Raw genomic sequence first — 24,664 nt, 5'->3', positions numbered from 1 at the left:
AAATACGAGGAATATCCTTGGTATTGCTTGATTTCTAAAAGAAAAAATATATAATAAAATGAAATAACGAGATATTATTATAAGAAAGAAAAAGGAGTGATGTTTTTTGGATACCGTCTCGATACTTCAGTTAGTGATCTTGGTTGTTCTTTTACTTTTATCTGCGTTCTTTTCTTCTGCGGAAACAGCGCTGACAACCGTCAACAAGATCAAAATGAAATCTATGGCAGAAGATGGCGATAAGCGGGCACAGTGTGTGCTCAAGGTAACAGATGATTCGGCAAAGATGCTGTCGGCGATACTGATCGGCAATAATGTAGTCAACCTGTCAGCATCATCACTGGCAACGACACTTGCCATACGCCTGTTGGGCAGTGTGGGCGCAGGGGTAGCAACAGGACTTTTGACCCTGCTGATCCTGATCTTTGGTGAGATCTCGCCGAAGACACTGGCAACACTCAATGCGACCAAGATATCTTTGTCTTATGCAAAGATCATTTGGGGCTTAATGGTGATTTTGACACCGGTGATCTTTTTAATCAACAAGTTATCTTTGGCATTTTTACGTCTGCTTCGCGTAGATCCCAACCAGAATGAGGGAGCCATTACCGAGGAAGAATTGCGCATCATGGTAGATGCCAGCCATGAGAGTGGCGAGATTGAGGGAGAAGAACGAGAGTATATCCATAACATCTTTGATTTTACGGATGCGACCGCCAAGGAGATCATGATACCCCGTATTGATATGACCATGGTCAATGTGAACTGGTCCTATGACAAATTAGTGGAAACTTTTAAAGAGGATATGTTCACGCGACTGCCGGTCTATGAGGGAGACACGGACAATATCATCGGTCTGATCAATATGAAGGATATGATCCTAGCACCGCGCGGAGAGGATTTTTCCATCCGTGATTATCTGCGAAAAGTATATTTTACCTATGAACAGAAGAATACCTCGGAATTGTTTGAGGAGATGCGAAAGGAGCGCTTAAGCCTTGCAATCGTGCTGGATGAATACGGTGCAGTGGCAGGACTTGTGACCCTAGAAGATCTCCTGGAAGAATTGGTGGGCGAAATCCGTGATGAATTTGACGGAAATGAGGAAGACGATCTCATCCGGATCAGCGACAGGGAGTATGATGTCCTTGGTTCTATGAATCTGGAAGATCTGTGTGATGAACTGCACCTTGCCTTTACCTCAGAAGATTATGATACCATCGGTGGTTATCTGACCGGGCTTTTCGATCATTTCCCACAAAAGGGAGAAGTCTATGTGACCGGGGATGGTGTGATACTTCGGGTAGAGGGCGTGGATAAGAAGCGTATCACCAAAGTGCATATCAAACTGCCAAAGTCGGACGAGGAAAAGGCAGAAGAAGTATAGAAAACATAAAATGAGAAAAGAAATGCCAGAACCGGATCAAAACAGGTTCTGGCATTTTTATTACTTCCCGATATAGTCATCGGTGACGATCAATGTCTCATAGCCGTCATTTTGCAGTTTTCTCTGCAGGACAACGGCTTCGTCCAAGTTATCGACAGGGCCGACCCAGATGGCGATCAGTCCGCCGATGCGTTTCCAGACTGCGGAATATCCCTGCCCCTTTAATTGCTCCATCAGGTAGACCGCATTCTCCGGATAGCGGAAAAGACCAACCTGCACATAATACCACATACGAGGCATTGGTTTTTCTTCCGGCATGGGCAGTGGTTCACAGGACGCATCGGCAAGCTGCCGGCGCATGTCAGCCACCGGATCGGACGGACTGGCTTCCGGTGCGATGGATCGTGCCTTTTCCACAGGTGCAGAGGCTGCCTCCACAGGAGCATGTTGCGCATCTGCACTCATTTGGTTTGTTTTACCGGAAGTCGTCTGAGAAGCATCAGAAGTGGTCTGCGGTATAGGGGGAACCTGCTCTGTAGAAGCCGTCGGGGCATGTGTCGTCCGCAGTGGCAGAGCAGCCATCACACCATCTGCAATGGCGCGGGCAATAGCATCAAAATTCTCATCGAAAAGTCGGTTGTCCTCTTTGGAATTGATAAAGCCGACTTCTAAGAGAACAGCAGGCATGGAAGTGCGGCGGAGCACAACGAGTTCCTTGCGGGATTCAATGCCCAGATTTTTAAATCCGATCTCCTCCAAGTTTTCATTGACATTTTTGGCAACGCGGAGCGCCAGAGGATTTTTATCATATACAAGGGCTTGCACACCCTGATAGAGATCTGGAGTTTCGGCAAAATTACGATGGAAGGATAAAAACAGATCCCCACCCGCAGAGTTTGCGATCTGCGCTTTGTCGTAAGGTGAATCGTAACGATCGTCTGTGCGTGTATAGATGATCTGATATCCTGCGTTTTGTAATTCCTGACCTACTGCCAGGGCTAATCTCAAGTTGTCATCTTTTTCTTTTCTGTTTTCATAGACGGCACCGGGGTCGAAACCGCCATGGCCCGGATCTATAATGATGGTCTTTGACATGAGAAAACCTTTGCATATGTTTTTAATAGCCTATGCGAACACAAATAAAATGTGAACCATTCTATACAAAAAACTATAGTTTTGGTATGATAAATGGAGTGAAAAAAGATGAAATGCAAGATAAAAGGAAGTTTTTTAAAATGTGTAAAGAATGCAAAAATGTCATAAAACGTCTGGCGGGGGCAACCCTTGGTCTGACTTTGTGTCTGGGGCTTTTGAGTGCATGTGGCAGCAAGACGACACAGCAGATGGAAGAAAAGAAAGAGGCAGGCATTACTGCCATGCAGTCGGCAGATTACAAGACAGCGGTAGAATCCTTTGATGCGGCATTGCAGTTATCCGGTGCAAAAGTGGATGCGAATGTCGTGGATATCTGTTTTTATAAGGCGGCAGCAGAGTATGCACAGGGCAATCTAAAGGAAGCCATAGCCGTCTATGACTCGATCGTTGATTATGATGAGACCGATTATCGTCCCTGCTTTTTACGGGGCAGCGTTTATCTGAACGAGGGCGAGAAGGAAAAGGCAATCAAAGACTATGAAGAGGCGGTCAAGCGCGCCGGCAGCAATTACGAATTATATATTTTGATCAGCCAGAATCTGAAAGCCTCCGGGATGGAAGATGAGGGCGATAATTTCTTGGATGAGGCACTGGCTCTGGAAGGAAAAAGCGGTGAGGACTATCTGGGCAAAGGACGGATCTATCTGGAGCAGGGAGACTATAAGCAGGCGATCGAATATTTGCAGACGGCAGTAGAGAAGAAGACGTCAGACGCTAAGGTCTATCTGGCAGAGACTTATGAGGCATCCGGGGACAGCGACAGCGCATCCAAACTTTTAGCAGAGTATGTCAAGGAAGAAAAGCCTTCGGCAGAGGCACTGGCACTTCTTGGTAATATGGAGATCAAGGCGGGCAATTATGACAAGGCATTGGAGTATTATCAGGAAGGCATCAAAAAAGAAGATGATACCGCGATGCAGGATCTGCTCAAGGGGGAGATCGTAGCACTGGAATACACAGGCGATTTTAGCAGTGCCAAGGAGAAGATGACAGAATATCTGGCAAAATATCCGACGGATCAGGCAGCCTTAAGAGAGCAGACTTTTCTACAAACTAGATAAAATTTTTGCATTGATTTATTAAATGCAAAATGAATAAGTGACAAAATACCCCATGAAATCGGCTTTTCATGGGGATTTTTTGTATTTGTCGTCAAAATGACGAAAATACTATATATAGTGAAATGATATTGACCCATGCACCATATTTTGATAGAATTTGTACATAAATAGCGTTTGAACGAGAAACATGTCGCTTACATGTATGGAGTTTGGAGAACCAAGGAATTTTGAAAGGTGGATTAGGAAATGTTTGAAGTTGTGAAAAGGGATGGACAAGTAACAGAGTTCAACTTGGGGAAGATCAATGATGCGATCGCCAAGGCATTTGATGCGACACAGATGTCTTATAATGATGATATCATTGGTTTATTGTCTTTGCGCGTATCTGCGCATTTTCAGGATAAGATCAAGGACGGAAAGGTATCGGTAGAGGCAATCCAGGACAGTGTTGAGACCGTTTTGGAGCAGACCGGTTATACCGAGGTCGCTAAGGCATATATCCTGTATCGTAAGCAGCGTGAAAAGATGCGTAATATGAAGTCTACGATCTTAGACTACAAGGACGTTATCAATAGTTATGTAAAGGTGGAAGACTGGCGTGTAAAGGAAAATTCTACCGTTACTTATTCTGTAGGAGGTCTGATCTTAAGCAATTCCGGCGCAGTGACGGCAAATTACTGGCTTTCCGAGATCTATGATGAGGAGATCGCAGAGGCACACCGCAATGCGGACATCCACATCCATGATCTGTCTATGTTGACCGGTTATTGTGCAGGCTGGTCTTTGAAGCAGTTGATTCAGGAAGGTCTGGGCGGTATTTCCGGCAAGATCACATCTGCTCCGGCAGCACATTTATCCGTGCTTTGCAATCAGATGGTAAACTTCCTCGGCATCATGCAGAACGAATGGGCAGGAGCACAGGCTTTCTCTTCTTTTGACACCTATCTGGCACCATTCGTAAAGGTAGACAATCTGACCTACCGCGAAGTGAAAAAATGTATCGAAGCATTTATTTACGGAGTAAATACACCGAGCCGTTGGGGAACACAGGCACCATTCTCCAACATTACTTTGGACTGGACCGTTCCGGCAGATCTTGCAGAATTACCTGCTATCGTCGGCGGCAAGGAAATGGACTTTAAGTACAAGGACTGCAAGAAGGAAATGGATATGGTCAACCGTGCATTCCTTGAGATCATGATCGAGGGCGATGCCAATGGTCGTGGATTCCAGTATCCGATCCCTACTTATTCTATTACCAGAGATTTTGACTGGTCTGATACCGAGAACAACAGACTGCTCTTTGAAATGACCGCAAAATACGGCACACCATATTTTTCAAATTATATCAACAGTGACATGGAGCCGAGCGATGTGCGTTCTATGTGCTGTAGGTTGCGTCTGGACTTGAGAGAACTCCGCAAGAAATCCGGTGGTTTCTTTGGCTCAGGTGAAAGTACCGGATCTGTTGGCGTTGTTACGATCAACATGCCGCGTATCGCATATCTGGCAAAGGACGAGGCAGACTTTTATGCAAGACTGGATCATATGATGGATATTGCCGCAAGATCCTTAAAGATCAAGCGTGGTGTCATCACCAAACTTTTAAATGAAGGTCTTTATCCATATACCAAGCGTTATCTGGGAACCTTTGACAACCATTTTTCAACGATTGGTCTGATTGGTATGAACGAAGTGGGACTCAATGCAAAGTGGCTTGGCATGGATCTGACACATGAAGAGACACAGCAGTTTACCAAGGACGTCCTCAACCATATGCGCGAGCGCCTGTCTGATTACCAGGAAGAATACGGTGATCTTTACAATCTGGAGGCAACACCGGCTGAGTCTACGACTTATCGTCTGGCAAAGCATGATGTTGCACAGTTCCCGGATATCAAGACGGCAGGCAAGGAAGGAGATACACCTTTCTATACCAACAGTTCACACTTGCCGGTAGAATACACATCCGACATTTTTGACGCATTGGATATTCAGGATGACTTGCAGACCCTTTACACTTCAGGAACCGTATTCCATGCATTCCTGGGTGAAAAGTTAGACACATGGGAGTCAGCGGCAAAACTGGTTCGCACCATCGCGGAAAATTACAAGTTGCCGTATTACACCTTGTCTCCGACCTATTCTGTATGTAAGGAGCATGGATATATCGCAGGCGAGCATTTTACCTGCCCGCATTGTGGAGCAAAGGCAGAAGTATATTCCCGTATCACAGGCTACTATCGTCCGGTACAGAACTGGAACGAGGGTAAGACCCAGGAATACAAGAACAGAAAGTTATATGACATCAAGAAGTCTGTTTTGAAAAAGCCGGCAAAGAGTTTGGTGACAATCACGGAAGATGATGTCAAGATCCAGCCTTTGCATAGTGTAAAATATCTCTTTACCACAAAGACTTGTCCAAACTGCGCCATGGCAAAGGAGATCTTAAAGGATCAGGAATACGTTGTGATCGACGCAGAGGAAAATGTGGAACTGACACAGCAGTATGGTGTTATGCAGGCACCGACGCTTGTTGTGGTAGACGGAGAACATACCAAGAAATATGTGAACGCATCCAACATTCAAAAGTTTGTGGATGAGACACTGGTACAACAATAGCATTTGAGGGGCGAAGGCATAACCTTTCGTCCCTTCTTTTTAAAAAAGACCAAAGGGGGCAATCCTTGTGGCAAAAGGAACGTCCCTGTGAACAGGAGTGAAAGATGGGAATTTTAATCAAAAACGGACACATTTTAAATCCACCGACAGGAACGGATGAGGTCATGGATCTTTATGTGGAAGGAGATCGCGTGACAAAGATGCAAAAGGATCTGGCGGCAGGAGCGGACGATCAGGTGATCGACGCCAGCGGCTGCTATGTTTTTCCGGGATTTATCGATCTGCATGTGCATCTGCGCGACCCGGGACTTACCGCAAAAGAAGACATTGAGACCGGATCGCGGGCAGCAGCACATGGGGGATATACCACGATCGTTGCCATGCCAAATACCAAGCCGGTCGCCGATTGCCCGGAAGTCATCCACTATGTGCATGATAAGGCAGCAGAGGTCGGGCTGACCCATGTATTGCAGGTGGGTTCTGTGACAAAAGGCATGGAGGGTAAGGAATTGTCAGACCTATCCGGCATGATAAAAGCCGGTATCCCGGCAATCTCCGAGGACGGCAAGAGCGTTATGGATTCGGGACTTTACCGGGAAGCCATGAAGATCGTAGCAAAGGCAGACATCCCGGTACTGGCACATTGCGAGGACATCAATCTGGTGCAGGGCGGTGTCATCAATCAAGGAAATAAGTCAAAGGAACTTGGCGTATCCGGTATTTCCAATGCCGTAGAGAACGTGATCGTAGCCCGTGACATCATGCTGGCGGAGGAGACCGGTGCAAGACTCCACCTTTGTCACTGCTCTACCAAGGAATCGGTAGAGTTGGTGCGTGATGCCAAGAAAAAGGGTATCAAGGTCAGCGGTGAAGTATGTCCGCATCATTTTACACTGACGGAAGATGATATTGTGGAAGGGGATGCCAATTATAAGATGAACCCGCCACTGCGTACCAAGGCGGATGTGGACGCCTTAAAGGCAGGTCTGCGCGACGACATTATGGAAGTGATCTCTACCGACCATGCACCGCATACGGCAGAGGAAAAGGCAAAAGATCTAAAGAGCGCACCGTTTGGCATAGTAGGTATGGAGACGGCAGCAGCACTTACCTTTACCGAACTTGTAAAAACAGGTTACCTGACCCCGATGGGTATGGCAGAGAAAATGAGTACCAACCCGGCGCGTATCCTTGGCATTAACAAGGGAGATATCAGCGTAGGACGCCTTGCAGATATCACGATCTTTGATCCAAAGGATACTTACGAAATCAATGCAGCAGAATTTGCCAGCAAGGGAAAGAATATGCCGTTTGAGGGAAGAAAAGTGACCGGTCGTGTGGTTGGTACGATTTTGGATGGACGTATTGTTTATCAGAAGTAACTGGGGTATCATAGGAAAAGAATAAAAAGAGTGAGGATAGAGATATGATCAACAAGTTAAATGAAAAAATTAAAAAGACAGGCGCACCGATCGTGGTCGGCTTAGACCCTATGCTTTCTTATCTGCCAACGCACCTGCTGGATGCAGCCGTGGCAGAAAAGGGTGAGTCTTTAGAGGCAGTGGCAGATGCCATTTTTGCATACAACAAGGCAATCGTAGATGCAACCTATGATCTGATCCCTGCGGTAAAGCCACAGATCGCTATGTACGAGCAGTTCGGACTGCCGGGGCTTGCAGCTTTTAAAAAGACCGTAGACTACTGCCACGAAAAGGATCTGGTCGTGATCGGTGATGTAAAACGTGGAGATATCGGTTCCACATCCGCAGCCTATGCGACAGCGCATTTGGGTCAAGTCGCCGTAGGAAGTAAGGTGCTGACACCATTTGATGAGGACTTTGCGACTGTCAATCCATATTTGGGCAGTGATGGCATTGAGCCGTTTGTCAAAGTCTGCAAAGAGGAGAAAAAGGGAATCTTTGTATTGGTCAAGACCTCCAATCCGTCCAGTGGAGAATTTCAGGATCGCGTGATCACGGATGATGAGGGCAAGCAGAGACCTCTATATGAATTTGTCGGACAGATGGTTGATAAATGGGGTAGCGACTGCATGGGTGATGACTACAGTTATGTCGGTGCTGTTGTAGGAGCCACCTATCCGGAAATGGGAAAGGTATTGCGTGAATTGATGCCAAAGTCTTATATCCTGGTTCCGGGATATGGCGCACAGGGCGGCAAGGGTGCAGATCTGGTACATTTCTTTGACAAGGATGGTCTGGGCGCTATCGTCAATTCCTCCCGTGGTATCATCGCAGCCTATAAGCAGGAACAGTATCAGGCAAAGGGCATTACGGAAGAGAATTTTGCAGATGCGAGTCGTATGGCAGTTGAAGCCATGATTGCGGATATTAAGTCAGCATTAAATTAACAAGGAGTACATGTTATGGCAAAGATTCAGGAAATGGCAACCGTATTAGAACAGACCATATTGGCAGAAAGTGTCTACAGTATGTGGCTGGCCACCAATGTTGCAAAGGAAGCGGCAGCGGGACAGTTCGTATCCCTTTATTGTGGGGAAGGAAGCCGCCTCTTACCGAGACCGATCAGCATTTGTCAGATCGATACCGACAGAAACGCCATTCGTCTGGTCTACCGGCTGGCAGGAAAAGGAACAAAAGAATTTTCCAAACTGCAGACAGACGAACAGGTCAGGATTCTGGGACCTTTGGGAAATGGCTTTCCACTCGAAGGTCAGCATCCAATCGTAATCGGTGGCGGTATCGGCGTACCTCCGATGTTAGAATTAGCAAAACAATTAAAACAGGATTCAACAATCGTTCTGGGCTATCGGGATGATCAGTTGTTTTTAAAAGAGCAATTTGAATCATACGGACAGGTGGAGATCGCAACGGATGATGGCTCGGTAGGGCTACACGGTACGGTCGTGGATGTCTTACGGCAAAAGAATGTGACTGGGGATGTCATCTATGCCTGCGGTCCAAAGCCTATGCTTGCTGCCGTTAAGAAGTTTGCGGAAGAAAAGGGCATCAAGTGCTATATTTCTATGGAAGAGCGGATGGCTTGCGGCATTGGTGCATGTCTGGGCTGTGTCTGCCAGACCAAGGAAGTAGATGCACATTCTCATGTGCATAATGCAAGGGTCTGCAAGGATGGTCCGGTATTTCTGGCTGAGGAGGTGGAACTCTAATGAATACACAGGTAAATTTAGCAGGGGTAACCTTAAAAAATCCAGTCATGGTGGCATCAGGAACCTTTGGATCCGGAGCCGAATATAGTGAGTTCGTAGATCTGAACCGTCTGGGTGCGGTCGTGACAAAGGGCGTGGCAAATGTGCCGTGGCCGGGCAATGCGACACCGCGTGTGGCGGAAGTGCGCAGTGGTATGCTCAATGCCATCGGACTGCAAAATCCGGGCATTGATGTTTTCTGCCAGAGAGATCTGCCTTTTTTGGAAGGCTATGATACCAAGGTGATCGTTAATGTCTGTGGAAAGACTACGGCAGATTATCTGGAGGTTGTGGAATGTCTGGGACAGGAAAAGCGTGTGGATATGTTGGAAATCAATATTTCCTGCCCGAACGTCAAAGAAGGCGGTATTGCTTTTGGACAGGATCCAAAGGCGGTAGAGGCGATCACCAAAGAAGTGAAAAAGCATGCAAAACAGCCGGTTATTATGAAACTCAGCCCGAATGTAACAGACATTACGGAGATGGCACGCGCGGCAGAAGCAGGCGGTGCAGATGTCCTTTCTTTGATCAATACCCTGACCGGTATGAAGATTGATATCAATCGCCAGACTTTTGCATTGGCAAATAAGACAGGCGGTATGTCCGGACCGGCAGTGCATCCGATCGCGGTACGCATGGTCTATCAGGTGGCACAGGCAGTGAAACTTCCGATCATTGGTATGGGTGGTATTGAAAATGCCGAGGATGCGATCGAGATGATCTTAGCAGGTGCTACAGCGGTATCGGTAGGAACCGCCAATTTCTATAACCCGATGGCAACCCTTGAGATCGCAGATGGCATCGAAGATTATATGAAACGTATGCATGTGGAAAATGTGCAGGATCTGATCGGAGCGGTACATTAAGGAGCGGGTATGGATCGTTTTTTTAATAAAAAAGTAGCAATGCAGTCTGCACGCATCCTTAGTTTTTCCCTGCTCATTATTCATACATGGTTTATTTTCTATTTCCATGCCTTAGACGTCGTGGAAATGCGAAACCTGAATTTTTTGAGTGTATTGATCTATATTATCAGTTTCTGGATCATACAAAAAGAAAAGATAGATTGGTTTATCAGCATTGTAGGGATCGAAGTCATGGTACACATGATCTTTGCAGCTTATTTTGTGGGGACGGATTGTGGACTACAGATCACTTTGCTTGGCATGCCAATCGTCTTTTTCTATACAGATTATTTCTCGCTGAAATTGCGTGGACGCAGTGCGCACGGGATCCTTTACAGTGTAATATATATGATAAGTTATATCTGCATTGAATTTATAGACAGATATCACAAGGCGGTTTATGTCTTGCCGGAATGGGTAAATTTTTACACAAAATTATCTATTTTGATCTTAGCCTTTGTCATTCCGATCATTTTAGCCTATGTCATGACGCGCTACTCTTATTCTATGGAAAAGAATTTGCGTCAGTTAGCACAGACAGATGCAATGACCGGGCTTTTGGATCGCTATGGCATGCAGGATGTCGTCCGGGCAGCAATAAAAGGCGAGAATGCCACAGAATGTTGGATCGCTGTATTGGAACTGGATAATTACGAGTGGATCCGTCAGACCTATGGGCATGTGGCGGCAGATCAGGCGCTGATCGAAATTGCAAATTGCATGCAGAGACGGATGCCGGATTGCACCTGCGCCAGATGGGATAGCAATGAATTTACCATCGGCGGAAGAAATGTTTCAGAAAGCAGAGAAAAACTGGACCACTTGCTTGAAAAAATCCAGCAGACACAGGTGTTGGATATGACCGAGGAGTGCTTACTGCAGGTGTCCGGAGGCGTGGCTGTCTATGAAGATAGCATGGAGATGCAGGATTGGTTTGAGAGAGCAGAGCAAAAGTTACAACTTGCCAGATACAACGGTGGAAATCAGGTGATTATGTGATGGATGAAAAGAAAATATGCGTGCGAGAGGCTAGGGTTTCGGATGCAGAGGCCTTGTGTGAAATTTATGCTTATTATGTGAAGAATACGGCGATCACCTTTGAAACAGAAGTCCCTTCAGTGGCAGAGTTTACTGACCGGATCTGTAGTATTCAAGCGTGGTATCCCTATCTGGTCGCTGAGTGTAATGGTCAGATTCTTGGGTATGCCTATGCCCACCGCTATCATGAAAGAGCTGCTTTTGCCTGGGATGTGGAGGTGTCTATTTATATCCATCAGGAAAAAAGGCGCGGTGGATTGGGTTGTATTTTGTATGAAGCACTGGAAGCGGCTTTGAAAAAGCAGGGAGTGGTCAATTGTTACGCGCTGGTCGCAGAGCCTGAGACAGAAGATGACTACCTGACCTTTGATAGTCTGAAATTCCATCAGAAAATGGGTTATCACATTGCTGGAACCCAGCATTACAGCGGATATAAATTTGACCGCTGGTATCACATGACAACACTGGAAAAGTTCTTAGGAGAACATAAAAAGGGGATGACAGAGATCAAGCCCTACCGGACTGTGGAGTGAAAGAGAATAGAATAGGAATTTTTGGGACACAATCGACGCATGATTGTGTCCGTTTTTTGTCCTGCTATTTATGGTAAAGTGAACGTGATTTAATAGAGGAAAACCGAGAAGCAATCGAAAGGACGGTTTTGGGAATATGTTTACAAGAGAAAAGAAAGCAGAGAGATACGAGCAGATGAGACAGGGCGCCTCCAAAAAAGAAATCCTTGAAGGCAGTAGGGGCAGAAGGAGACTGTGATTACTTTTCCTAAAAGTGTCCTCTCTTGCAAAAAAGAAAACCATTTTTGTCCATTGTCAAAAAAATATCAAACTTACTTGTAAAACCTCAGGATTGCGTTAAAATGTAGAAAAAGACAGTTCGGAAGAATTGGGTATTTTAACAAAATTAGGAGGTTTTTTATTATGGCAAACAGATTTGTGTTGAACGAGACATCTTATCATGGTGCAGGAGCAATCGCAGAGATTGCAACAGAAACATTGGGAAGGGGATTTCAGAAAGCATTTGTATGCTCAGATCCTGATCTGGTAAAGTTCGGTGTAACCAAGAAAGTGCTTGACGTACTGGATGAGGCAAAGATCGCTTATGAACTCTACTCAAACATCAAACCAAACCCAACGGTTGAGAATGTAAAGACCGGTGTGGAAGCATTCAAGGCATCCGGCGCTGATTATATCGTTGCAATTGGTGGCGGATCTTCCATGGATACAGCGAAGGCAATCGGTATCATCATTAAGAACCCGGAATTCGCAGATGTTGTAAGTCTTGAAGGCGTTGCACCTACAAAGAATAAATGTGTTCCTATTTTTGCAGTGCCAACAACTGCAGGAACCGCAGCAGAGGTTACCATCAACTATGTTATCACAGATGCAGAGAAAAACCGTAAGATGGTATGTGTAGACCCTAAGGATATTCCGGTTGTTGCCTTTGTAGATCCTGAGATGATGGCAAGTATGCCAAAGGGACTTACCGCTGCAACCGGTATGGACGCACTGACACATGCGATCGAGGGATATATTACAGCAGGCGCATGGGAGTTGTCCGATATGTTCCACTTAAAGGCAATCGAGATTATCTCAAGATCTCTCCGTGCTGCTGTTGAGAACACACCGGAAGGCAGAGCAGATATGGCTTTGGGACAGTATGTTGCTGGTATGGGATTTTCTAATGTAGGTCTTGGTATTGTTCACTCTATGGCGCATCCTTTGGGCGCACTTTACGATACACCACATGGTGTGGCAAATGCTATTATCCTGCCAACAGGTATGGAGTATAATGCACCGGTATCTGGCGAAAAGTATCGTGAGATTGCCCGCGCTATGGGGGTAGAAGGTGTTGACGATATGACACAGGAAGAGTACAGAAAGGCTGCTATTGATGCTGTCAAGAAGTTGTCAGCAGATGTTGGTATCCCGGCAGACTTAAAGGATATTGTAAAGAAGGAAGATATTCCATTCCTGGCACAGTCAGCATATGATGATGCATGCAGACCGGGTAACCCAAGAGAGACAAGTGTAGAGGAGATCACAAAACTTTATGAATCACTTCTTTAGTCTGTAACTAGTTTGTAACACCGCAAAAAGTACACTCATCCTATACTAAGATGAGTGTACTTTTTTGGAATTATAGCCCGATTGGTTCACAAAGAGCCAATCGGTTTTGGGTTTAGCAAACGTTTTTTCACATACAAGTGGACGATTTCTATTGTTAGGTTGCTGATGTGGAATTGGTCTATTATAATCAATATGTGACAAGCAATGACGTGACAAGAGCCTGCAATGGCTCAGATCATGTGGAAGGATGTTAGATGAATTTGCGAAAAAAGAAACGAGGGTTTCTGTTTCTTGAGGTAGTCCTGATTGGTCTTACGATAGGAGTCATCTTCTATGGCAGATATCAAACTGTGCAAAGGACAGAGGGAAAAAAGGTCGAACAGGAAAAAGAAACATCAATAGAAAGGGAAAGTCGGCAAGCAGAGCAACTTCCAGAACAGTTACCAGAACCTGCAGATACAGACTTCGTGAAAATTACAGATTATATTCCGGATATTGTGGTGGATCTTAAGTATGCCACAGCAGATAATTTTACCGGTACGGTCATCTACGATTTTAAGGATGCCTATTTGCGCTATGGAACAGTAAAAAAACTCGCAGTGGCACAGGAAAAATTCAAAGCTATGGGATATTACATAAAAATATGGGATGCCTATCGTCCGTTTGCGGCACAGGAAAAGTTGTGGCAAGTCTGTCCAAATCCACGTTATGTTGCAAACCCAGCCAATGGTATGAAAGCACATAACCTTGGAGGGACAATTGACATGACGCTTGTTACATTCGATGGAAATGAGGTGGAAATGCCGACCGGTTTTGACGATTTTTCCCTCAAAGCCGACCGTGATTACAGTGATGTGCCGGAAACAGCGGCAGGAAACGCTAGAATGATGGAGCGTGTGATGACAGAATGTGGTTTTGTAGGTTATGCGGGAGAATGGTGGGACTATTCCGATACAACAGCCTACGAAGCCTGTGATTTCGAACCATAATTTAACAATTATATAGAATAAATTCCTTTGGTATCTTTGGAAACTGCGTTATAATGATTTCATGTTGTTTCAATAAATAGGGGGTATAAATAAGGATAGAGTCAGACCAAGTGGCTGGCTCTTATGGAATGGTAGGATGAATGATATGAAAAAAGGTACTGTGAAATCCATTTTAATGCTAGGAATTTTTTACTTTGTATTTCTTGGTGCAGAATACTATTTTGATAATATGATGGCTTTTGTGACAGATGCAGATGGTGTGGTCTTAGCACAGAACTATATTTTAGGTAGTAGTGTGCTTGGATTTTTGTTGTATGCACCAATGGAAAAAATGTTACCGGCAAAGATAAAGCAACTGTTTTGGAGCATGAGCAGTGCTGCTGTGATTCTGATGTTCTTTTTTATCAGGATTCATAGCGGCTATGGACATACATTGCGCGCAGGTTTGTTTTTATTCTTGTTGCTTGGGTATTTTGGAAGTGGTGTGCATTATTTGGTGGCGCAGACTTTTGCGACAGAAATTGAGACAGAAAAATCGCATTTGGCACGGACAGTAGGATGTGCCTATGCCTTTGGGATTTTATTACAGTTTATCAATAACAATTGTATTTCATCCGTAGCAGTGCAGGTGATTTTCTTATGTCTGGCATTTGCTGTTATGGAAGGTTTGTTTATGGTAAAAGCACAGCAGGTCGGTGCGCAAGGAGAAACGCATCCGCTCATAGAAGCGGATGGTGTTGCACGAAAGACTGGCATGCTGTTGATTTTTATAGTCGCTCTCATGACATTTATTTTTGCAACATTAGATAACGCGGTGACATTGGTACATGCTGGTGGAGGTGCGGATATTGGACAATGGCCGAGGCTTTTACTTGCATGCAGTGGTTTGCTTGCAGGATTTTTATATGATATCAAAAAAGGTGCTTACCAGAACATCATCATGTATTGTGTGATGATGCTTTCAACGATTTGCGTGGTTGTGATCACGTGCGGTGGTCCATTTATATTGGGATTGGTTGTATTTTATCTGTCGGCCGGCTTCTTTTCCATCTATTTTGCCAGCAGTTTTATGCGTCTTTCGTATGCAATGAAAGAGGGAAAACTATGGGCTGGACTGGGGCGTGCTGTCAACAATCTGTGTGCGGTGGGAACGGCTTCAATGTCACTGGCACTTTTACATTCGCCAAGTTATGTTACCATTGTCATTGCACTTGTGTTATTTGCTATTACAAGTGTTCTGATTTTTGTATACCAGAGATATGGGGATCAAATGCGATGGAAACAGGAAAATGCAATTTTATCACAGGAAGCAGAAAAAACAGAAAAGATATTAGAAACACATAAGAAAAGTGAAGAGGAATTGCTTGCACTTTTTGCGCAGGAGTTTTCCTTAACACCACGTGAAGTGGAAGTGCTTGCGTGCATGCTTCATTCAGAAGATAATGTGACAGAGATGGCGACCCGGCTTGCTATTTCGCGGGCAGCCTTGTACCGTCATCTTTCGAATATGAATGAGAAAACAAATACCAAGGCAAGAATTGGTTTGCTCCAATTTTATTATGCCTGGATGCAGGAAAAATAAAGGAATCTGACAATTTGAGACATATGTCAACTCCCACATTACGACCGCATATGCTAGAATTTTACCCATCATTAAGTAGTAAATACGATGTTGGAGGGTGAGCGTATGCGACGACGTAATGTGGGAGTTTTTTGTTGTTTACTCTGTCTTGTATTGGCATGTTCTACCATGATGTGGCAGCACTTTTAAAAAATGCGAAGTATGTGGCTGTAATTCATGTAAAAATTAATCCTGAATTTAATATTTATCTTGATAAAGATGAAAATGTCGTGGCATTGGAATGCCTGAATGCAGATGCAAAGGACGCATATGGCAAGAAATCGTTTGCTGGGAAATCACTAGACGAGACATTACAGACCGTGGTTTCTATTGCAGCAGAAAAAGGCTACATGAAAGAAGACCAGACGGTAGCACTTACCATCACGGAATGTACGACCGATTTGAATGCTACCGAATTACAGACAAAAATGGATAGTGTAGTAACGGAAGCGGCAAAGGAACAGGATATCACAGTTACGACAGCGATGGATATGAGTGAAGAAGTCAGGATGGCACAAAAAGAGGCGGGATTGTCCTGTGTGCGGTGGCAGTTTTAAGTGCGTTGTATGTGGTGGCAGCGGTACACTTTAAAATGGGATGTATGCAAGAAAATAACAATACATAGAAAAAAACGACAAAAGGAGGAATACAACATGAAAAAAACAAAAGGAAGGATGCGTGGAATTTTATCGCTGGTCTTAGCACTGCTCTTGATGGTAACGATGATTCCAGCACAAAAAGTATTGGCAGAAGGTGGTTCCGGCGGCGAAGAAAATCCACCACAGCCACCTAAGCCTCCAGTATCACAGGGAATTGAATTTGTCTTAGAAGGTAATGCAAGAGATAAATTTGGTGAAATGATTGCTGCAGGAAATGATGCCAACAATATTTATGTAAAGGTGAATGAGGATACATCTTATCAGAAGATTAACGATTTGATAAAGAGTAAGATGGTTACCGTTTCTCCGGATGGACGTTATCAGTTTGACAAATCTGTGACAAAAGTTTCTCTCTATGTAAAATACGATGCAAACTATATGGTACAGTTTATGCCAAATGTAGCGGGCATAGGCTTTAGCGAAAATGCACCGCTCGTTTTGGATGGCTCTGGCTCACAGCATATCCAGATTGATAAAAAGGTCAACACGATCACATGGGCGTATGACGATGTGCGTTATGGCAAAGATGCTTATCTGGAGCATGGAACAGCAGAAATTATTGCAGTAAACGGAACACCGGTTGCACAGCTTCCGAAGGATCCGGACAATTTTGCAGCAAATGCAGGAAACAAAGATGGCGGACACTTTGCAGCAGATCCTGGTGCTAAGATTACCATTAAGCTGACACCAGATTATGGTTACCAGTTATCGGGAGTTCAGTTAAATGGCGGCGCTACGTTAGAGGCACAAAAAGATGTATCTACGTTCACATTTACCATGCCGGATACAAGCGTTCACTTCAAAGGCATTTTTACAAAATCAGAAGATGCCGTAGTGACAACGGGAAATACAGTCAAAAATGCTGCAATTGCAAATGGTGCAAATGCTACAAACAGCGGAAATCTGGAATTGAAGGTATCTGATAACACGAATTACAACACAGCAGCAGCCACAGCTCTTGTTTCCGATGCTGTAGCAGCAGAGGCGGTAGACCTTTCTTTGAACCAGGTTGTCAGCAAAGGAAATGGCACCAATTGGGAAACTGGAATTACGGAATTTGAAAATCCAATCACATTATCTTTGGCATTGAAGGATTATGATGCCAATTATGATTATACGGTAGTGAGAAACCACAATGGAAAACTGACAGCACTTGATACAACAGCAATCAACGGAACGGTTTCTTTTGCAACCAATCAGTTCTCTACCTACGTTATTGTAAAGAAAGAAAAGAGTAAGACACCGGTTTATAGTACACAGGCTAATGCCGGCGCAGGTGCACCACAGACAACATTTTCACAGACGACAAAGGAACTGTTAGATGCCATTGGTCTGACCGCGGCAGAAAAGAAAGCAATTGCAAATGGTGCAAATGTAAATGTTAAGACATTGACAGAGAAAGAAGCAAAATTAATCGAAAGTGTCATTGGCAAGAATAAGATGGCAGAAACATATGACATCAATCTTTTGCTTCAGATTGCAGGCTTAGCAGATCGGAATATCACAGATCCAAGCAGTGCAATCGGTATAACCATCACGATTCCAGATAAATTTATTAACACGGATACCAGTGTGAAGAGAGTTTATCGCATGGTTCGTATTCATGATGGAAAAGCAACGGTAATTGACGGAACGTTTGATGCGAATACAAAACAATTTACATTTGCAACGGATGGATTTTCCACCTATGCATTGGTATATGAAGATGTGGCTGCAACTACAACAACCCCAGCAACGACATCGCCAAAGACAAACGATACTTCATTACCTATCGCATGGCTTCTGCTTTTAGGTGCCGGTCTTTGCGGATGCATGGCAGTAACGCTCGTAAAAAAGAAAACGAAATAAAAAGTACATGACGATTTGATAGAATGCTCCCACAGATAGAAGTGAATGTGGGGGCATTCTTTTTGCCTGTGATGATGTCTGTTTTTTATGTTCGGGAAAATCCCTGTGGTTGCAAGGCGGGGGAGTTTATAGTAAAATTGTGGAAGGTTTAAAGGAAAAATAAGAATCAGAGGAGGTCTTGATTATATGGAAAGTTACAAGAAGGAATTCATTGAGTTTATGGTAGAGAGTGATGTTTTAAAATTTGGCGATTTTACCTTAAAGAGCGGTCGTAAATCTCCCTTTTTTATGAATGCTGGTGCTTATGTCAGCGGACCACAGTTGATGAAACTGGGCGAGTATTATGCAAAGGCGATCCACGATGCTTACGGCGAAGATTTCGACGTCTTATTCGGACCGGCATACAAGGGTATTCCGCTGGCAGTCATCACGGCAGAAGCCTTCTATCGTTTATATGGAAAAGAAGTAAAATATTGCTCCAACCGTAAAGAAGCAAAAGATCATGGTGCAGATATGGGTTCTCTTTTGGGCTATAAAATCAAAGATGGCGACCGTGTTGTGATGATTGAAGATGTAACAACTTCTGGTAAGTCTATGGAAGAGACCGTTCCAATCGTCCGCGCACAGGGTGACGTTACGATCGTAGGTCTTATGGTAAGTTTAAATCGTCAGGAGATCGGACTCTCCGGCGACCACAGCAAGTCAGCCCTGGATGAAGTGGCAGAGACTTACGGCTTTGCGACCAATGCCATTGTGTCTATGTCAGAAGTGGTAGAACACTTATATAATCATGAGCATCAGGGTAAAATAGTCATTGACGATTCTATGAAAGCGGCTATCGACGCATACTATGACCAGTATGGCGTGCGATAAAGATGGTTATTTTATGAACAAGACAAACAAGATCCGGTATGTGATCCCTTTTATCCTCTATATGGGACTATTGATATATTTTCTGCTTTTTGCAGAGGCATTTCGGGAAAATGCAGTGGATGAGTATCGCTACAATCTGATCCCTTTTCGGGAGATCATGCGTTACATCCAATATCACAAGACGATTGGAACCGGGCGGGTACTTTTGAACCTGCTGGGCAATATCATAGGCTTTGCCCCTTTTGGATTTTTCCTGCCCTGTATCAGCAGACGACCGATCGATCTCTGGGCGGCAACACTTTTTTCCATGGAGTTTTCCATCACGGTAGAAGTGATCCAGTTGTTCAGCCGCGTGGGCTGTTGTGATGTGGATGACGTGATACTCAATACCTTGGGCGGTATGCTGGGCTTCCTGTGTTATCGGGTTTGGAGGAAATATAGACATGAATCGTAGAAGTAGAAGATATAGTGGGAAAAAGAAACCCTTATCTACACCATCCATAGGTGCGGCATTGGGAGCGGCGGCATCGCTTTTGATCCTGGTACTGGCACTTTTTATTGCAGCAAATACAGATGGCAGCAGTGCCAATATCATCGGCGGTATCTCGGTGCTTGCCATGATCCTGGCGATCGCGACATGCGTGGCAGGAGCGCATATGGCACGCAATGATAATTTTGAAAAAATATCCCGTATCCTTGGAGTGGTCGTTCCGGCGATCGCGACGGCATGCTGGGTGATCTTATATTGTATCGGTATTCTGATTGGATAAAAGACAGGTGGGTAGAAAAATGAGACAATTAGAGCGACAGGAAGAATATGAAGAACGATTTGCTCTGGTAAGTGAGCGGGTAGATCAGTTAAAGGAAGATGCGGAGGTGCCGGATCCCTTTGCTTCTTATTTTAAAGAAGTGGCAGCATTTCTTGGGCTGGTAAAAAAGACATATGTCTGTGTGGCAGAGGGCGCCTATGAGAGGCTTTCCTTAGAGGAACGGCAAAAGATACACGCGGACTTGTATGGCAGATTGGAGCCGGCGGTCTATGAGGCTTCTTATTTAAATCCGGAATATGCTGAGGAGACGCTGGGAGCAGAACTGGGCGGTATGCTCAGCATGCTTTATGCAGATCTGTTATCGACCATACCGGATGCCTTTGAAGAAAGGCTGGACCTGCTCTGCATCTGGAACGAACTCTTTGTAGAACTCCACGGTTGTTTTGTGGAAGAAATGCAGGAGATGGGAACAGAGACAGGAGCATTCTCCGGGGAATCCTTGAAATGGATTGCAGGAAATGTAAAGGATGCGATCTACTGGTTCTATCATGACTATGCGGAAAGTTTTGTACCGGATACGATTCTGCCAATGATCGATCCATCCTATGATTTCTTTACCAAATGGATCGAGGAAGCAGACTTATCCGGCAATGCCTATCTTTACCGCATCGGTGCACCGGTCGGTAAGAATGAACTTTTGATGGCAGATTATCTGCGAAAGATGCCGCAAGATCAGATCGATGCTATGGCGCATACCTTTACGGAGGGCTATCGCAAGGGCTTTGAGATGGCTGGCAAGGATATCCATGCGAAAAAGACGGTCAAGATCGAGGCACCGCTTGGCATGGAGCGTATGGTAAAGGCTGCCATGGCACAGTTTGTAGACATGGGCTTAAAGACGACCATCCTGCGTGAGGCGACGATCTCACTTTACGGCAGGGGCGGTGGCAAGCGTGGTTATTACAGTGTATCGCCAAACCGTCAGTATGATTATGACCACAAGGATGATAAGGCATATTATTTTGATAAATCCTTTGTAGAACGCCGCTTGGAAGTCATGCGTGACACCTTTGAAAAGGAAAAAGACAAGGCACTGACCTTTGGCGGTCCGGCGGTTGTGGAAGTCTTTGGCGAAGAACCATTTGCGCCGGTCAACAAGGAGGCAAATGCCAAGTATTCCGACAAGCAGAATTCTCTGAACGTATATAATGCTGTGGAATCCGGTAAGATCACCAACACCTATATCCCGGGAGAATCCTACAGTTTTACCATCATTGCCTATCCATTGCCGGCGATCGGCGATCAATTTGAGGAGATCTTTGCCAAGACCGTTGAACTCAACACCTTAGACTATGAAAAATACCAGACCATCCAGCAGCATATCATTGACGCACTGGATCAGGGACAGAGCGTACATGTGACCGGACGTGGAGACAATCACACAGATATCCGGGTGCAGCTGCATCCGCTGGCGGATCCTGCAAAAGAGACGATCTTTGAAAACTGCGTGGCCGATGTCAATATTCCGGTGGGGGAAGTCTTTACATCTCCGGTCCTGGAAGGAACCAATGGTGTTCTGCATGTGACCCAGGTCTATCTGGGAGAACTCTGTTACAAAGATCTGGAGGTCGTATTTACGGACGGCAAGATCACAGCCTATGACTGTGCCAACTTTGAGACGGAAGCAGAGAATAAAAAATACATTCAGGACAATGTCCTTTATCACCATAAGACCCTGCCGTTGGGCGAGTTTGCGATCGGCACTAACACGACGGCTTACCGCATGGCAAGAGATTATGACATTGCGGACAAACTGCCGATCCTGATCGCGGAAAAGACAGGACCGCATTTTGCTGTGGGTGATACCTGTTATTCCCATGCGGAAGATGTGCCGATGTATAACCCGGACGGTAAGGAAGTTGTAGCGAGAGACAATAGCGTATCTTTGCTCCGCAAGGACCCAAAGACCGTGAACCAGGCATATTTTAACTGTCATACCGATATTACCATCCCTTATGATGAGTTGGGCGATATCGTGGTGGAATGTGCGGATGGCAGAAAGATCACCATTCTTTCACAGGGCAGATTTGTCCTGCCGGGAACCGAGGAATTAAACGTTGAATTGGAACGATAAATAGAAGAGACTTACAATTTAAGGAGGAAAAGAAAATGGCTAAAGTAGGAATTGTAATGGGCAGCGACTCTGATATGCCGATCATGGCAAAGGCAGCAGAGGTCTTGGAACAACTGGGGATCGATTATGAAATGACGATCATTTCCGCACACAGAGAGCCGGATGTGTTCTTTGAATATGCGAAGGGGGCAGAGGCAAGAGGCTTTAAGGTCATCATTGCGGGAGCCGGAAAGGCAGCACATCTTCCGGGCATGTGCGCAGCACTTTTCCCAATGCCGGTCATTGGTATCCCAATGAAGACATCTGATCTTGGCGGTGTGGATTCTTTGTATTCTATCGTGCAGATGCCAAGCGGTATCCCGGTTGCGACCGTCGCTATCAATGGTGGGGCAAATGCGGGCATTTTGGCAGCCAAGATCTTAGCGACCAGCGATGATGAGATCTTAGAGAGGTTAAAGAAATACAGCGAGGATCTGAAAGATCAGGTCGTAGAGAAAGACGCGCGCTTACAGGAAGTGGGCTACAAGGCTTATATGGAAAAATAATAAGATGCATGGGACTAGGATATATTAGGATGACTAATATATCCTAGTAGTTTTTATTACTAGAATTTCTAAGACACAGGTTTTATAATGGGAACAGAGATACTCATAACAGCACAAAAGGAGTAGTGAAAAGCATGGATTACAAAAAAGCAGGTGTAGATATTGAGGCAGGTTATGAATCTGTCAAATTGATGAAAAAATATGTGCAGGAGACCATGAGACCGGAAGTTTTGGGCGGTCTTGGCGGATTTTCCGGTGCATTTGATCTTTCATCCATCAAGGATATGGAGGAACCGGTTCTTCTTTCCGGTACAGATGGATGTGGTACCAAGGTAAAACTGGCATTTCTTATGGACAAGCATGATACCATCGGTATTGATGCGGTTGCCATGTGTGTCAATGATGTGGCATGTGCAGGTGGCGAGCCACTTTTCTTCTTAGATTACATTGCTTGTGGCAAGAATTATCCGGAAAAGATCGCAACCATCGTCAGCGGTGTAGCCGAAGGCTGTAAGCAGTCCGGCTGTGCTCTGGTCGGCGGCGAGACGGCAGAGCATCCGGGACTTATGCCGGAAGATGAGTATGATCTGGCAGGTTTTGCCGTTGGTGTCGTAGACAAGAAGGACATCATTACCGGTGAGAATTTAAAGGATGGCGATGTACTGATCGGTATGGCATCTACCGGGGTACATTCCAACGGATTTTCTCTGGTGCGCAAGATCTTTGACATGACAAAAGAGTCTTTGGATACCTATTATGACGAACTTGGCACAACACTGGGAGAGGCATTGCTTGCGCCTACCAGAATCTATGTCAAGGCATTAAAGGCGGTTAAGGATGCAGGTGTGACAGTCAAGGCATGCAGCCATATCACAGGCGGCGGCTTCTATGAGAATATCCCGCGTATGTTGCCGGAAGGCAAGCGTGCCGTTGTAGAGAAGAATTCCTATGAAGTGCCGGCAATCTTTAAGTTGATGGCAGAAAAAGGAAATGTGGATGAACACATGATGTATAATACATACAATATGGGACTTGGCATGATCGTTGCCGTGGATCCGGCAGATGTCGATAAGACCATGGAAGCAATGCGTTCTGCTGGGGATAGACCATATGTTGTTGGTAAGATCATTGATGGTGAAAAGGGTGTAGATCTATGTTAAAATTAGCAGTTTGTGTGTCCGGTGGCGGTACCAATCTTCAGGCGATCATTGATGCGATAGAAGCAGGGCGGATCCATGATACCGAGATCTCCCTGGTCATCAGCAACAATCCAAATGCCTATGCCTTGGAACGTGCGAAAAAGGCTGGTATTGAGGGTATCTGTATTTCGCCGAAATCTTATGAGAACAGGGATGCCTTTAATGCGGCATTTTTGGAAAAACTGGATGCAGCCAAGGTGGATCTGGTCGTACTCGCCGGATTTTTGGTCGTGATCCCGGAGATCATGATAAAGAAATATCGCAATCGTATCATCAATATCCATCCGTCGCTCATTCCGTCCTTTTGCGGAACCGGCTACTATGGCTTGAAAGTGCACGAGGGTGTGCTTGCCAGAGGTGTCAAGGTGACAGGTGCGACCGTGCATTTTGTGGACGAGGGGACAGATACGGGACCGATCATTTTACAAAAGGCAGTAGTTGTGCAGCAGGATGATACACCGGAAGTTTTACAGCGTCGTGTGATGGAAGAGGCAGAATGGCAGATCATGCCGCAGGCGATCGATCTGATCGCAAGAGGCAAGGTTAGCGTGGTAGATGGAAAAGTTAGAATTGCGGAGTAAGGAGAA

Annotated in this window: 22 protein-coding genes; 21 read left to right on the top strand and 1 reads right to left on the bottom strand. The window is 45.1% G+C overall.

Features of this window, described 5'->3' with window-relative positions; translation table 11 throughout:
• The first annotated feature begins 106 nt into the window (after window positions 1-106).
• On the top strand, window positions 107-1,387 hold the full coding sequence (locus H8R94_RS03610) for an HlyC/CorC family transporter (RefSeq protein WP_186853918.1): 1,281 nt from the start codon (window positions 107-109) through the stop codon (window positions 1,385-1,387).
• Window positions 1,388-1,447: 60 nt separating this feature from the next.
• Here the strand turns inward: H8R94_RS03610 and H8R94_RS03605 are convergent, their stop codons facing one another.
• Window positions 1,448-2,482 carry an N-acetylmuramoyl-L-alanine amidase gene (locus H8R94_RS03605; protein ID WP_186853917.1) on the bottom strand — a complete coding sequence of 345 codons (1,035 nt, stop codon included), beginning with the start codon at window positions 2,480-2,482 and terminating at the stop codon, window positions 1,448-1,450.
• 140 nt (window positions 2,483-2,622) lie between these two features.
• Between H8R94_RS03605 and H8R94_RS03600 the strand changes: the two genes are divergently transcribed.
• The 20 genes from H8R94_RS03600 to purN all read left to right on the top strand — a co-directional run bounded on the left by H8R94_RS03600 (window position 2,623) and on the right by purN (window position 24,658).
• Entirely contained in the window at window positions 2,623-3,603 is a 981-nt protein-coding gene (locus H8R94_RS03600) for a tetratricopeptide repeat protein (protein WP_186853916.1), read from the top strand.
• A gap of 246 nt (window positions 3,604-3,849) precedes the next feature.
• The gene (locus H8R94_RS03595) at window positions 3,850-6,225 is read left to right on the top strand and encodes a ribonucleoside triphosphate reductase (RefSeq protein ID WP_118280758.1); all 2,376 of its coding nucleotides are present in this window, start codon (window positions 3,850-3,852) and stop codon (window positions 6,223-6,225) included.
• 104 nt (window positions 6,226-6,329) lie between these two features.
• A complete protein-coding gene (locus tag H8R94_RS03590; RefSeq protein ID WP_186853915.1) occupies window positions 6,330-7,607 on the top strand; it encodes a dihydroorotase in 1,278 nt (425 codons plus the stop codon).
• Window positions 7,608-7,651: 44 nt separating this feature from the next.
• Window positions 7,652-8,593: an orotidine-5'-phosphate decarboxylase gene (gene pyrF, locus H8R94_RS03585; protein WP_178010325.1), complete on the top strand. Its 942-nt coding sequence runs from the start codon at window positions 7,652-7,654 to the stop codon at window positions 8,591-8,593.
• A gap of 15 nt (window positions 8,594-8,608) precedes the next feature.
• Window positions 8,609-9,373 (top strand): dihydroorotate dehydrogenase electron transfer subunit, encoded by a 765-nt coding sequence (locus H8R94_RS03580; RefSeq protein ID WP_118280761.1) that lies wholly within the window; start codon window positions 8,609-8,611, stop codon window positions 9,371-9,373.
• Window positions 9,373-10,278, top strand: a complete 906-nt coding sequence (locus H8R94_RS03575; protein WP_118280762.1) for a dihydroorotate dehydrogenase — start codon at window positions 9,373-9,375, stop codon at window positions 10,276-10,278. Before H8R94_RS03580 ends, H8R94_RS03575 begins: the two co-directional genes overlap by 1 nt.
• Before the next feature lie 9 nt (window positions 10,279-10,287).
• Complete coding sequence (locus H8R94_RS03570; protein ID WP_186853914.1) at window positions 10,288-11,316, top strand: GGDEF domain-containing protein; 1,029 nt, start codon at window positions 10,288-10,290, stop codon at window positions 11,314-11,316.
• Window positions 11,316-11,888: a GNAT family N-acetyltransferase gene (locus H8R94_RS03565; protein ID WP_186853913.1), complete on the top strand. Its 573-nt coding sequence runs from the start codon at window positions 11,316-11,318 to the stop codon at window positions 11,886-11,888. Before H8R94_RS03570 ends, H8R94_RS03565 begins: the two co-directional genes overlap by 1 nt.
• Window positions 11,889-12,290: 402 nt before the next feature.
• The gene (fucO, locus tag H8R94_RS03560) at window positions 12,291-13,439 is read left to right on the top strand and encodes a lactaldehyde reductase (RefSeq protein ID WP_186853912.1); all 1,149 of its coding nucleotides are present in this window, start codon (window positions 12,291-12,293) and stop codon (window positions 13,437-13,439) included.
• Between the two features lie 254 nt (window positions 13,440-13,693).
• Window positions 13,694-14,428 (top strand): M15 family metallopeptidase, encoded by a 735-nt coding sequence (locus H8R94_RS03555; protein ID WP_186853911.1) that lies wholly within the window; start codon window positions 13,694-13,696, stop codon window positions 14,426-14,428.
• Window positions 14,429-14,573: 145 nt separating this feature from the next.
• Complete coding sequence (locus H8R94_RS03550) at window positions 14,574-16,010, top strand: helix-turn-helix transcriptional regulator (protein WP_186853910.1); 1,437 nt, start codon at window positions 14,574-14,576, stop codon at window positions 16,008-16,010.
• Between the two features lie 134 nt (window positions 16,011-16,144).
• On the top strand, window positions 16,145-16,606 hold the full coding sequence (locus H8R94_RS03545; RefSeq protein ID WP_186853909.1) for an anti-sigma-I factor RsgI family protein: 462 nt from the start codon (window positions 16,145-16,147) through the stop codon (window positions 16,604-16,606).
• 96 nt (window positions 16,607-16,702) lie between these two features.
• Window positions 16,703-18,556 carry an InlB B-repeat-containing protein gene (locus tag H8R94_RS03540; RefSeq protein ID WP_186853908.1) on the top strand — a complete coding sequence of 618 codons (1,854 nt, stop codon included), beginning with the start codon at window positions 16,703-16,705 and terminating at the stop codon, window positions 18,554-18,556.
• Between the two features lie 186 nt (window positions 18,557-18,742).
• Entirely contained in the window at window positions 18,743-19,429 is a 687-nt protein-coding gene (pyrE, locus tag H8R94_RS03535; RefSeq protein WP_186853907.1) for an orotate phosphoribosyltransferase, read from the top strand.
• 13 nt (window positions 19,430-19,442) lie between these two features.
• Window positions 19,443-19,883, top strand: coding sequence for a VanZ family protein (locus H8R94_RS03530; RefSeq protein WP_118280771.1), 441 nt, complete (start codon window positions 19,443-19,445; stop codon window positions 19,881-19,883).
• Window positions 19,873-20,199 carry a hypothetical protein gene (locus H8R94_RS03525; protein ID WP_186853906.1) on the top strand — a complete coding sequence of 109 codons (327 nt, stop codon included), beginning with the start codon at window positions 19,873-19,875 and terminating at the stop codon, window positions 20,197-20,199. Before H8R94_RS03530 ends, H8R94_RS03525 begins: the two co-directional genes overlap by 11 nt.
• Before the next feature lie 19 nt (window positions 20,200-20,218).
• Window positions 20,219-22,333, top strand: a complete 2,115-nt coding sequence (locus tag H8R94_RS03520; protein WP_186853905.1) for an aminopeptidase — start codon at window positions 20,219-20,221, stop codon at window positions 22,331-22,333.
• Between the two features lie 35 nt (window positions 22,334-22,368).
• Window positions 22,369-22,878: a 5-(carboxyamino)imidazole ribonucleotide mutase gene (purE, locus tag H8R94_RS03515; RefSeq protein ID WP_118280774.1), complete on the top strand. Its 510-nt coding sequence runs from the start codon at window positions 22,369-22,371 to the stop codon at window positions 22,876-22,878.
• Window positions 22,879-23,012: 134 nt separating this feature from the next.
• Window positions 23,013-24,038 carry a phosphoribosylformylglycinamidine cyclo-ligase gene (gene purM / locus H8R94_RS03510; protein WP_118280775.1) on the top strand — a complete coding sequence of 342 codons (1,026 nt, stop codon included), beginning with the start codon at window positions 23,013-23,015 and terminating at the stop codon, window positions 24,036-24,038.
• Entirely contained in the window at window positions 24,032-24,658 is a 627-nt protein-coding gene (gene purN, locus H8R94_RS03505; RefSeq protein ID WP_118280776.1) for a phosphoribosylglycinamide formyltransferase, read from the top strand. The genes purM and purN overlap by 7 nt, the downstream gene beginning before the upstream one ends.
• Window positions 24,659-24,664: the final 6 nt, after the last annotated feature.

Origin of the sequence: Roseburia lenta, from assembly GCF_014287435.1 — a bacterium.
Classification (GTDB): Bacteria; Bacillota; Clostridia; order Lachnospirales; family Lachnospiraceae; genus Pararoseburia; species Pararoseburia lenta.
The sequence above is the reverse complement of the archived record's forward strand: the minus strand, read 5'-3'. Positions and strand labels throughout refer to the sequence as shown.